Origin of the sequence: Pontibacter toksunensis (genome assembly GCF_042686245.1) — a bacterium.
Classification (GTDB): Bacteria; Bacteroidota; Bacteroidia; order Cytophagales; family Hymenobacteraceae; genus Pontibacter; species Pontibacter toksunensis.
Genome location: NZ_JBHUOX010000040.1, coordinates 14203 through 25731 on the forward strand (window position 1 = coordinate 14203; position 11529 = coordinate 25731).

At 48.1% G+C, this 11529-nt stretch carries 12 protein-coding genes and 1 pseudogene; 4 read left to right on the top strand and 9 right to left on the bottom strand.

The window, feature by feature from the left end:
• The 3 genes from ACFS7Z_RS25610 to ACFS7Z_RS25620 all read right to left on the bottom strand — a co-directional run.
• Positions 1-1258, bottom strand: a 1258-nt coding sequence (locus tag ACFS7Z_RS25610) for an ice-binding family protein (protein ID WP_377491722.1), incomplete at its 3' end; no start/stop codon positions are given.
• Between the two features lie 463 nt (positions 1259-1721).
• Positions 1722-2633: a lipoyl synthase gene (gene lipA / locus ACFS7Z_RS25615; RefSeq protein ID WP_377491725.1), complete on the bottom strand. Its 912-nt coding sequence runs from the start codon at positions 2631-2633 to the stop codon at positions 1722-1724.
• Between the two features lie 112 nt (positions 2634-2745).
• The gene (locus ACFS7Z_RS25620) at positions 2746-3477 is read right to left on the bottom strand and encodes a hypothetical protein (protein WP_377491728.1); all 732 of its coding nucleotides are present in this window, start codon (positions 3475-3477) and stop codon (positions 2746-2748) included.
• Between the two features lie 70 nt (positions 3478-3547).
• Between ACFS7Z_RS25620 and ACFS7Z_RS25625 the strand changes: the two genes are divergently transcribed.
• The gene (locus ACFS7Z_RS25625; protein ID WP_377491731.1) at positions 3548-3955 is read left to right on the top strand and encodes an OsmC family protein; all 408 of its coding nucleotides are present in this window, start codon (positions 3548-3550) and stop codon (positions 3953-3955) included.
• A gap of 32 nt (positions 3956-3987) precedes the next feature.
• On the opposite strand, the gene ytxJ is transcribed toward ACFS7Z_RS25625, so the two are convergent.
• The 4 genes from ytxJ to ACFS7Z_RS25645 all read right to left on the bottom strand — a co-directional run bounded on the left by ytxJ (position 3988) and on the right by ACFS7Z_RS25645 (position 7008).
• On the bottom strand, positions 3988-4329 hold the full coding sequence (gene ytxJ / locus ACFS7Z_RS25630) for a bacillithiol system redox-active protein YtxJ (RefSeq protein WP_377491734.1): 342 nt from the start codon (positions 4327-4329) through the stop codon (positions 3988-3990).
• A 31-nt stretch (positions 4330-4360) separates the two neighbouring features.
• Positions 4361-4675 (bottom strand): hypothetical protein, encoded by a 315-nt coding sequence (locus ACFS7Z_RS25635; protein WP_377491737.1) that lies wholly within the window; start codon positions 4673-4675, stop codon positions 4361-4363.
• 85 nt (positions 4676-4760) lie between these two features.
• A complete protein-coding gene (locus ACFS7Z_RS25640) occupies positions 4761-4973 on the bottom strand; it encodes a hypothetical protein (protein ID WP_377491740.1) in 213 nt (70 codons plus the stop codon).
• 55 nt (positions 4974-5028) lie between these two features.
• Positions 5029-7008: an alpha-ketoacid dehydrogenase subunit alpha/beta gene (locus ACFS7Z_RS25645; protein ID WP_377491743.1), complete on the bottom strand. Its 1980-nt coding sequence runs from the start codon at positions 7006-7008 to the stop codon at positions 5029-5031.
• A 263-nt stretch (positions 7009-7271) separates the two neighbouring features.
• On the opposite strand from ACFS7Z_RS25645, the gene ACFS7Z_RS25650 reads away from it, so the two are divergent.
• Positions 7272-8543 (top strand): M16 family metallopeptidase, encoded by a 1272-nt coding sequence (locus ACFS7Z_RS25650; protein WP_377491746.1) that lies wholly within the window; start codon positions 7272-7274, stop codon positions 8541-8543.
• A gap of 77 nt (positions 8544-8620) precedes the next feature.
• Here ACFS7Z_RS25650 and ACFS7Z_RS25655 read toward each other — a convergent pair whose 3' ends face one another.
• Positions 8621-9709: an arabinan endo-1,5-alpha-L-arabinosidase gene (locus ACFS7Z_RS25655; RefSeq protein ID WP_377491749.1), complete on the bottom strand. Its 1089-nt coding sequence runs from the start codon at positions 9707-9709 to the stop codon at positions 8621-8623.
• Positions 9710-10000: 291 nt separating this feature from the next.
• Between ACFS7Z_RS25655 and ACFS7Z_RS25660 the strand changes: the two genes are divergently transcribed.
• Both ACFS7Z_RS25660 and ACFS7Z_RS25665 read left to right on the top strand, forming a co-directional pair.
• Positions 10001-10450 carry a MarR family winged helix-turn-helix transcriptional regulator gene (locus ACFS7Z_RS25660; RefSeq protein WP_377491752.1) on the top strand — a complete coding sequence of 150 codons (450 nt, stop codon included), beginning with the start codon at positions 10001-10003 and terminating at the stop codon, positions 10448-10450.
• Positions 10451-10510: 60 nt separating this feature from the next.
• On the top strand, positions 10511-11329 hold the full coding sequence (locus tag ACFS7Z_RS25665; RefSeq protein ID WP_377491755.1) for an aldo/keto reductase: 819 nt from the start codon (positions 10511-10513) through the stop codon (positions 11327-11329).
• Positions 11330-11411: 82 nt separating this feature from the next.
• Here the strand turns inward: ACFS7Z_RS25665 and ACFS7Z_RS27485 are convergent.
• Positions 11412-11529, bottom strand: a pseudogene (locus ACFS7Z_RS27485) (IS1 family transposase); the annotation flags it as partial.

The following is an 11529-nucleotide window of genomic DNA, read 5'->3' on the forward strand; positions in this document are numbered from 1 at the left end:
CCCACTTATTGGCGGACTGGTCGTAGGTGCCCTTCAGCGTCACCGCGCTCACCAGCGTCAGGCCGTCCGGGATGTTCTCCGTCACCACCACGCCCTCGGCGGCGCCTGGCCCCGCGTTGCGGGCGGTAACAGTGTAGCTCACTCTGCCGCCAACGGCGTAAGGCCCTGGCAGCGCCACCTTCTCAACGCTCATGTTGGCTGGCGGCAGCGGCACGTCAATAGTTACATCATCGTTATTGTCTTCTGGATTGAGATCCCTCTCATTGCTCTCAACAGTAACAGAATTTGCAGTTTCACCTGCACTTATAATGTCAAATGTCAACTGTATCTCCCTACTTTCACCGAACTGCAGAAAGCTTAACTCCCAGGTAAAATTACTTTCATTGAACTCTCCTTCAGTATAAACAGCGGAGCCTGGAACGTAGCGAAGAGCTGCCGGAAAATTTTCTGTAACTTTAACGCCGAAAGCAGTACCCACACCGGTATTTCGAATAACTATAGTATAAGTAATCCTGTCGCTAACCTGGTAGCTTTTGTCAGGAGCTGTTTTCGAAATACTTAAATCTGGAAGCACGTCACTAGGCACCACCACGTTGTTTGCGTTAAGTACTACTTTTCCTTCTAAAGAAATAGCACGACCGGCACCGTTCACACTTGTATGTAAGATGATATCGCCTTTTGCCAACATGGTACCTTGAAAGAGAGTGTTTGATTGCAATTCTACTCCACCCGTCATAACCCAAAAAACGTTTTTTGCCTGCGCTCCATTGATCAATCGGATATTAGAGCTGATTGGGTCGGAATATAGACTCCCGTCTATTTGAATGACGAACAGAGCATTTGACTGGTCCAGGCCATCCAATGTTAAGGTGCCTTTTAAAGTAGCATTGCCGCCTATTCTGTAAGTACCCGGGGTAAGACTCCTTCCTCCGATTATCGGAAGCGGCAGAATTTCATCGGGTGCCAAGGCTGAGAGATGGTTATAAGCAGTATTTGCATCTTCCAGGGCACTGGCCGATGCAGCAGTGTTTACTTCAAACCGTCCCCCTGTCAGGTCAATGAGTTCCTCGCCGGAAATACTTCCCGCTGGAGATACACCGACATTACCCATTAGGCCGGTTTCGCCGTTGTTGATGATTTGTGTCTTTGCCAGCACGACAAAGCTACTTGCCTGTCCAAGAGACGGGTCCGACTGTGCAAGGCTAAGGGAAATCCCCACAGTCATGAAAAAATAGGTTAGGAGTAAAGCTCGGATCATAGGGTATCAGTAAAGCAATTGTTTGTCCTATTGTTTAGATTAATTCAATTATAAATAGATATAAGTACAAATATATAATATCCATCATATATACTTACTTTTCTTTATTATGTTTCCATAACTAAGAAAATTTTGCAATAAATATATTAATATATATTTATATTAAGATTAATTTATACAGAAGGGGCCAAAAAGCCAATGCTCAACAGCCCTTTTGAAAGTTAAATGATAGTAACATGTTATTTAAGGAAAGCAAAAGTAATGATATTTATAAATAATAAAACTATATCTTCTAATATATAAAGAGTCAAATAAATAATTGTTTAACTCTTCTAATAGCGTAAAGAACAGCAGTTTGCTCACCCCCTTATCAGAAAGTGCTTTAGAAAGTTGTGCAACATAAAAAGCCCGGCTACATCTGCTGTAGCCGGGCTTTTTATCGAATTTTAAAAGAAAACTTGTGCTAAACGTTTACGTGCCGCTCTGCGTGGTAAGAAGACCGAACTAAAGGACCAGACTCAACATACTTGATTCCTCTGTTCAATCCTTCTTCTCTGTAGTGGTCGAACAGGTCGGGGTGAATAAACTCTGCTACCTCCAGGTGCATCTTGGTTGGCTGCAGGTACTGGCCTAAGGTTAAGATGTCGCAGCCGTTGGCAGCCAGATCGTCCATAGCCTGGTATACTTGCTCCCGTGTTTCGCCGAGACCCAGCATGATGCCGGTTTTGGTGCGCTTGCCATACTCTTTCGTGCGGCGGATCTGCTCCAGGCTGCGGTCGTACTTAGCCTGCGGCCGTACACGGCGGTACAGTTCTTTCACTGTTTCCATGTTATGCGACACCACCTCCTGCCCGGGAGAAATCATCGTTATCAGAGCATCCCAGCTTGCTTTCACATCCGGAATCAAGGTTTCGATGGTAGTGGACGGAGACATGAGCTTTACCTGTTTTACCGTTTCGTGCCAGATGGCGGCGCCACGGTCTTTGAGTTCGTCTCTGTTTACAGAAGTAAGCACAGCGTGCTTTACTCCCATTAACTTAATGGCCTCTGCCACACGGCGCGGCTCATCTTCGTCGTATTCGTTTGGGCGGCCGGTAGCCACAGCGCAGAAAGAGCAGCTGCGGGTACACACATTGCCTAAGATCATGAAGGTGGCGGTACCTGCACCCCAGCACTCACCCATGTTGGGGCAGTTGCCGCTTTCGCAAATGGTGTGCAGTTTATATTCGTCTACAATGCTTCTTACTTTGGCGTACTCCTTCCCAACCGGCAGCTTTACACGCAGCCAGTTAGGCTTACGTGGCTGGCCCAGTGCGTTCAGCCCCTCGGGCTGCGCATTCGGCTGTATAACCGGAAGTGTCATTAATTCATCCATGGCACAAAGATAGGAAGTTATGAGATAAGAGGTTAACCTTGGGCTAAAAATGTAACCCTGGCAGGTGCTGCCTCTTTAACACAGGATGCGCTATAATTGTTCGGGGAGCGAATTAATTGCGGCTGCCGTAGTACAGGTTCAGGTAAACAGAAGTGAATGTCTTGTGGTTATCGGCATCCGGAATGATGATGGGCGTATTGAGGAAACGCTCTACCAGAAAACCGACTTCTATTCCGGCAATGCTCTCGCGGTAGCGGCCATACTCAAAGGTAAGCCCGGCCTTTAAGTGCACCCCCGGGTTCAGCTTTGCTTCGCCAATCCCCCGGAATACACTGTCGCTGCCGAGGATGTAGTCTCTGTCGAGGTGGCGGTTCGGGTCATACTGTTCTGTACGGATATCGGTGCCCTGGCCCCCATAATTGTAGTCTATATAATAAGGCACCAGTAAACCAAGCGACGGCCCTGCAGCTGCAAGGGCATTTACCTGCACTCCCGATTCAGGGGCTTTTCGGAAAAGCACCACTTCACGGCCATAATGCGGACGCACTACGAAAAGGTAATTTTGCTTGCCATCTACAAAGGATTCACCGGAAATAGGGCTGAAGTAGCGGTTTTCTTTCGGGTGCTTTACCTCTACTATCTCCAGGCCCCCGAACTGGTACATGTTCTCGTTCATAAAATAAGTAGAACGGATAAAAGCACCTCCTATCAGTCCGCCATTGGAGTTAAAGTTAACGCCATAGCTCAATTCATTCTGAAAGCTTTCATCTTCCTCGGACTGAGCCTTAGCCGGAGCGGCTAACAACAGCGCAAAAGCAAGCAGGAGTATAAGGGATCTTGCCAAGTAATTTATGAGTTTTAAATTGTATAAAAGTAAGTATCTTTACGCTGATTTCAAAACTGAGTTTAACCCTATGGCAACCATAAGCAGCACTTACAAAGGAGGTTTGCGCACTACAGCTCAACACCTTGCCTCCGGCAACACCATCATCACCGACGCCCCAGTGGATAACAACGGCAAAGGAGAGGCCTTCTCGCCAACTGACCTTGTTGCGGCGGCACTTGGCTCCTGCATGATGACTATCATGGGCATTGTGGCTAACCGCGCCGACATAGACATTGTTGGCATAGAGGTAGAAACCCAGAAGATTATGGCTGCTGAGCCACGCCGTATTTCAGAGGTGGTACTGACTTTTACAATGCCTGCCGGTAAATCCTACTCTGATAAAGAGAAGGCGATGCTGGAAAATGCGGCCCGTACCTGCCCGGTAGCACTCAGCCTGCACCCAGATGTAAAGCAAACAATCACTTTCAAGTACTAAAAAAGTAACGGCGTAGCAGCCTTATAATTTTGCTACGCCGTTACTTTTTTCTTCAGGGCATCTACACCTATGCTCATGTGGGAGGCATCGTACGTGCAAACGCCGTCCTGCACCAGCAACAGTTGCGGCGACTGGTGCTCCACGTGCAGTACCTCGGCCACCTCTTTCGATACAGGCCGGTAACGCAGCAAATCCAAGTAGTATGTTTTCACATGGTCTAAGCCAGCGCCCTGCCACTGCCGCTCAATACGGCTTTTAGCGGTGGCACTGATGGAGCAGGTAGTGCTGTGTTTAAAAATCACCACCGGTGTCTCTTTTGATTCCTGTATTACCTCATCCAGTTGCTCCGGGCTTGTTAGCGGGTGCCAATTCATATCGGTCTCTCCTTGTCTTTCTTTAGTTAAACTAGTCTTTCTTTTGCTCCTGCTTCCTTTTCTTCTTCAGGAAATGATACCATCTGATGGGTTTGCCTCTCTCATTAAAATGGTAACTGGCAAGTTCGTCTTTCCTGATGCGCTTGCGTGCAGCAGTTCCCTTCTTAAAGGTATAGGCATTGGTGTTCAGATGGGTTTCCTTGTAAGCGATATCAGCCTTAGCAGCATCTCTCAGCGACTTACGCACCTCCCGCCCATGCTTTTCCTGGGCGTTAAAGCTTATCTGCCCATAGCCTGGCATTGCTACTAAAAGGATTAACAGCACCAGGGGCAGTACAACTATCACGGTTTTTTTAAATGCTATGCTTACCATCGTCACGTCCATCTTTACAGGAGATTATACTGATCTATAAAAAAGTAGTTTCCTTTGCTTACCATATGCTCCAGCCCCCCTTCTTCACTTTCCCGTTCTTATCCTTAGGCACTTTAATTGCCTCAAACCCCTGCCCTGCCTGCGTGGTCATTTTTACACGGTTTTTCTTACCTGTTGGCTTAGGGCATGGAATGCCTTTGCGCTGGCAGCCGGTGCCCAGCAGCAGCCCCATGCAAAGTAAGGCCAAAAGAAATGAACGAAGGATGCGCATAAGCGAAATTTAAAGCTTGTGTTCCAGAATTAGAATAGTATTTAGCAAATATAGTTTAATACTGCAACATTGCCTCCACTTTCTGGCGAAGGCGCTGCTTTGGCAGGAACTCCTGCTCCAGCGGCGGCGCAAAAGGTACCGCAGTATCCAAGCTGGCAACACGGGCTACCGGTGCATCTAACTGTTCGAAACAGTGTTCCCCAATCCAGGCAGCAATTTCCCCGCCAATACCGCCCGTCATGGTGTCTTCATGCAAAATAAGCACACGGCCTGTTTTAGCAACAGCCTGCTGCACGGCTTCTTTATCCCAGGGCAGCAGTGAGCGCAGGTCCAGTATCTCCAGGCTCGCATCCGTTAGCTCCTGCTGCAGTTGGCTCGCCCAGTGAACGCCCATACCATAGGTGATAATGGTCAGGTCGGTGCCTTCTGCCACTGTTCTGGCTTTGCCTATTTCCACGGTGTAGTAATCTTCCGCAATCTCCTGGGAAATAGAGCGGTAGAGCAGCTTGTGCTCAAAGTACATCACCGGGTTCGGGTCTTCAATGGCCGCATTCAGCAAGCCTTTGGCATCGTATGGCGTGGAAGGGTAAACAATCTTCAGGCCGGGCGTATGGAAAAACCAGGCCTCATTGCTTTGCGAGTGGAATGGCCCTGCCGCTGCACCTGCTCCGGTAGGCATACGCACCACCACATCGGCATGCTGCCCCCAGCGGTAGTGGCTTTTAGCAAGGTTATTCACAATCTGGCTGAAGCCGGCACTTACAAAATCAGCGAACTGCATTTCCACAATGCTCTTTTTGCCGCGCACCGACATGCCCAGGCCTACGCCCAAAATAGCAGACTCACACAATGGTGTGTTGCGGATACGGTCTTTGCCAAACTTCTCCACAAAACCCTCCGTCACTTTAAATACTCCGCCATATTCTGCTACGTCCTGCCCCATCAGCACCAATTCCGGGTAGCGCTCCATACTCTGCCGGAGGGCATCTGAAATGGCATCTACATAACGGCGCTCTGTTTTCCCTTCTGAGGTTGGCTTTATCACCTCCTGATTGAAGGGCCTGTACATATCCGCCAGTTCCTCATCTCTGTTAGCCTCCGGCATCGGGGTTGAGAAAGCCGCCTGGAGTCCTGCTTCTATTTCTGCTGCTATCTCCCCTCTTATACTTTCCATGGCCTTGTGGGTCAGGATGAGTTCTTCCAGCAGGAATTTCTCATAGTTTTCCACAGGGTCTTTCTTCGACCACTTCTCAAACAGTTCCTGCGGCACATACTTTGTTCCGCTGGCCTCTTCATGGCCACGCATCCGGAAGGTGATGGCTTCAATCAGCATCGGGCGCGGGTTCTTGCGGATGCTGGAGGCTGCCTGCCGCACCGTGTCATACACCTCCAGCACGTTGTTGCCATCAATTTGCAGCGCATCTATGCCATACGCCGGACCTTTGTCTATAAAATGCCTGAACTTGAACTGCTCCTCGTTGGGTGTAGACAAGCCGTAGCCGTTGTTCTCAATCATGAAGATGACAGGCAAACCCCAAACAGCCGCTACATTCAGCGCCTCATGGAAATCTCCCTCTGAAGCACCGCCATCGCCACTGAACACCAGCGTCACTTTTTCTTTCTTCTCCAGCAAATCGGCCAGGGCGATGCCGTCTGCCACCGCCAATTGTGGCCCCAGGTGCGAAATCATACCCACAATGTGGTGCTCGTTGCTCCCGAAGTGGAAAGAACGGTCGCGGCCTTTGGTGAAGCCGGTGGTTTTACCCTGGAATTGGGCGAACAATCTATCTAAAGGCACCTCGCGGCTCGTGAACACGCCCAGGTTGCGGTGCAGGGGCAGAATATACTCGTCCTCATCCAAAGCCAGGGCTGACCCTACTGATATAGCTTCCTGCCCGATACCAGAGAACCACTTGCTCACCTTTCCCTGCCGCAACAGCACCAGCATGCGCTCCTCGATCATCCGCGGCTTCAGAATAGCACGGTACAGGCGGATCAGTTCGTCTTCAGTATAGTCTTTTATGTTGTAGTTCATCTCTAAAAGGAAACCTTGTTATATGGTGGCAAGTTAATGTATTGGCAGTTGACCTGAAATTTATGCCACTATTTTTTAATTTTGCTTAAACGAGACTCAAGTATCAAAACTCAGGACACAAGACTTTAATCTTGATGTACAAAAGGTACAGAAATCCCGAAGGTGCTGCAAGCGCAGCATGCGCTATGTCCAAGAGGTAATATTTTCTACTTCAATAAAGTCTTGTATCTTGATATTTGTGTCTTATATCCCTTCAAAAAGATATGATAGAATTCAAAGAATTTACACTTGATAATGGCCTGCGTGTGATTGTACATGAGGACCACACCAGCCCGATGGCAGTGCTGAACGTGTTGTACGATGTAGGCTCCAGAGATGAAGAAGAGGCCCATACCGGGTTTGCACATCTTTTCGAGCACCTGATGTTCAGCGGCTCGAAAAACATACCTGTTTACGATGAGCCCCTGCAGCGTGTAGGTGGCGAGAACAACGCCTTCACCAGCCCCGACATCACCAATTACTACCTGTCACTTCCGGCGCAGAATATCGAAACCGGATTTTGGCTGGAGTCGGACCGCATGCTTGAACTTGCCTTTAGTGAGAATGGGCTGGAGGTGCAGCGCAAGGTGGTGGTTGAAGAGTTTAAACAAAACTACCTGAACCAGCCTTACGGCGATGTTTGGCTGAAACTTCGCCCGCTGGCTTATAAAGAGCACCCTTATAAATGGGCGACCATTGGCAAGGAGATCTCGCATATAGAAGAGGCCACGATGAATATTGTGAAGGCGTTCTTCCGGAAACATTACTCCCCAAGCAATGCCATACTCGTAGTGGCCGGTAATGTAACGTTCGAGCGGGCAAAAGAGCTGACAGAAAAATGGTTTGGGCCAATACCTGCCGGAGAAAAGTATGTCCGCAGCAACCCGAAGGAGCCGAAGCAAACGGAGCCGCGTGTGCTGGAGACAACTTCCGACGTACCGCTAAGCGCCATCTATAAAGCCTACCACATGCCTGCCCGCACAGAAGACGACTACCATGCCGTGGACCTGATTAGCGATATATTGGGCCGTGGCAAATCAAGCAGGCTGTATGACAGACTGGTGAAAGAGCAGAAGCTGTTCAATTCCATTGCTGCTTCGGTTTCAGGCTCTGTGGAGCAAGGGCTGCTGATAATACAGGGCAAGCTGAACGAGGGCGTAGACCTGCAGGAGGCAAATGCCGCCATCGAGGCCATCAACCAGGAACTGATGCAGCAACTGGTAGATGAGGAAGAACTGAACAAGGTAAAGAACCAGGCAGAGACCTCTATTGTATTCTCTGAGATCGAGTTGCTGAACCGCGCGATGAACCTGGCTTACAGCAAACTGCTGGGCGATGCAAATCTGATTAACCAGGAAGGTGAAAAAGTGCAGGCTGTTACGCCTCAGGATATCCTTCGCTGCGCCAAACAGGTACTTGACCCGAACAACTGCTCTACGCTACTGTACAAAGCAGAGAAGAAAAAGGTAGAAGAACCTGTTGCTGAAGAGGCTTAGTCCTTGGCAACAAAACTCTATATAAAAGGAAAGGCTGTCATAAACATGACAGCCTTTCCTTTTACTTTATCAAGAACTTACTCTTTCATTGTAATGGTGGGCCAGTTGTCTTTTCCCCACTTTATTTCTTTTATTCTCAGTTTCGGCTTGCCTTCATCCTTCTTGTCATAAGCATGAAAAATCAAATAGTCTTTCCCATCAAAGGTATAAGCAGCCGGGTGCCCTGCAGCGGCCCACTCCTCGTTGCCCTGTGCTACTAATGTTCCTCCGCCCTGCGCCAGTTTCTTGCCTTCCTTGTCAAGGTACGGGCCGGTAATGTCTTTTGACCGGCCTACTAAAACTTTATACGTACTTTCCAAGCCACGGCAGCAGCGGTCCCAGGACATAAATAGGTAGTAGTACCCGTTTTTCTTGAATAAGAATGGCGCTTCGATGGAACCGTTTTTCATGTTCTTGGCCTGCTCCAGCATCTCCGGCGTATACAGCTTCTCATAGTCCAGCTCCGGATTGGCAGCATCGCCTGCATCCCGCTCATCCAGCAGCCAGTTTCGTTCTCTGGCTGCAATGGTTTGCCAACTCTGGTCAGGACCAGTGGCAACAGACATCATGTCCGGGTTCAACTTCACCAGCTTAATGCCTTGCCAGAACGAGCCAAAGGTCATCCAGGGCGTTCCTTTGTCATCAAAAATCACATTGGCATCAATGGCATTCCACATGTCGCGGCCAGGCACAGACTGGATAACGATGCCTTTGTCTACCCACTTGAAATTAGGGTCCTTTGGATTTAGTGTTTTATTAGTGGCCACGGCTATGGCCGAATTATTACGGCCAAAAGAGGACACAGAATAATACAGGTAATAGGTGCCGTTGTGGTGAATGATGTCGGGTGCCCAGATGTTGCCGTCGAATTTCGGGATCATCTTCGTAACCCATTCCGGCGTGCTTGCGAAAACCGGTTTCTCTGCTTTCCAGTTTTTCATGTCCTTCGATGACTTCACATGGATACCTTCCCCTGTATGGAAGACATAATAAGTGTCATTCTGCTTGATCATCACCGGATCATGCACCACAACATCACGGGATTGCGCCAAGGTTATTGTGTTTCCCACAAGCAGCATCAGGATTATGGGAAGGAGTAGCCTGAGGTTGAAATTAGAATTAGCCATATATAACAGTTTATGATTGGTTGTTTAAGTGATGATACAGTAATTATGTTTTACCAATACAGGTTCTCCGTTTCCCATCTTCTATTTTTGAGAACATATACTTTCAGAAAAATCATTGTTTACGACTCTCTATAATAAATGTATAAATTACATTTATAAAAATCAACAATTAATTTCCATCTCTGTATTTAGTTGCTTTTCCTCCTTCATTATTTTCTGTAGTGAAACCTTACACTTACAAACTTTGTATATACAAATATCATTCTTAACTTTGTATTCTCTGAGGGAGATATGCGCATAGAAGACGAATTACACCAGAAGAACTTCAAGGACGACTACCGTCGTCTGTTGGCTAACCTGTTGTTCACGAACAACTGGCTGAACCAGCAGTTGATGCCCTTCTTTAAGGATTTGGGACTTACCCTGCAGCAGCACAACGTGCTGGCTATTCTGCGTGGGCAGCAGCCAGACCCGGTGTGCTTTGGTGATATTCAGAACCGGATGGTGGACCGTAATTCTAACGTAACGCGCCTCATCGACAAACTCATTGAGAAAGGATATGTAACCCGAGACATCTGCCAGGCTAACCGAAGAATGATTGAGGTGCGCATTACCGAGCCAGGGCTGCGAAAACTGCAGCAGGTGGATGAGAATTTCCCCAACCTGTTTGCGAAGCTGCATAACCTGACGCAGGAAGAAGCCGTTTTAGTAAGCAACCTTTTAGATAAGCTACGCGGATAGCGTATTTTTTTACCTTTAAATTTGTATATACAAGTAATGTACAAACTTGAAAAACCAACTATGAAAGACTTAAAAATAAAAGACGCAACCATACCAGCACTTGGGTTTGGCACCTACCAGCTAACCGGTGACACTGCACGCAGGCTGGTAGGAGCTGCTCTGAATACAGGATACCGCCACATCGACACGGCCCAGATGTATGAAAATGAAGAAGCTGTAGGTAGCGGCATCAAAACATCGGGAGTAAGCCGCCAGGAGGTATTCCTGACTACAAAAGTGCTGCCCTCTAACCTGGCCAGCAAAGACTTTTTACCTTCTGTGGAGCAAAGCCTGCGGAAGCTGCAAACAGATGCTGTAGACCTGCTGCTGATTCACTGGCCCAACCCGGAGGTACCGGTGGAGGAATATATTGGAGAGTTGGTGAAGGCGCAGGAGAAGGGCTACACGAAACACATTGGTGTCAGTAACCACACCACCGCCCTGCTGGACAAAGTATTGGCGACAGGCGCTAACATTGTCACCAACCAGGTAGAGTACCACCCTTTCCTGAACCAGGACAAGCTGTACAACTACCTCCGCAACCACGATCTTGCACTCACCGCTTACAGTCCGATTGCACATGGTAAAGTGATGGGCAACGAGACCCTAAAGCAGATTGGCGAGAAGTACAACAAGAATGAGGTGCAGATTACGCTTCGCTGGCTTATACAGCAGGATGGTGTGCTAGCCATTCCAAGATCATCAAAGGAAAACCACATGCAGTCCAACTTTAACGTCTTTGATTTTGAGCTGACACAAGACGAAGTACAGCAAATAACCCAGCTGACACAGGCAAACAACCGCCTCATCGACCCTGGTTTCGCACCCGATTGGGACTAAAATATTTTGAATAATTGAGTTTTAAATGAGTGAATAGTTGCAAAACCGCTGGCTATTCCTCTGATAAATTTTAGGTTGTGGTCTAGAATGTATGATGGTTTCGGTAATAGAAAATTAGCTTCATTGCATTGTCATGATTCTGCTCTTTTTTCGAGAAGCAGGCTGTTTTTCTGACTATCCTCCTGTTCCTGGTCCTCAGG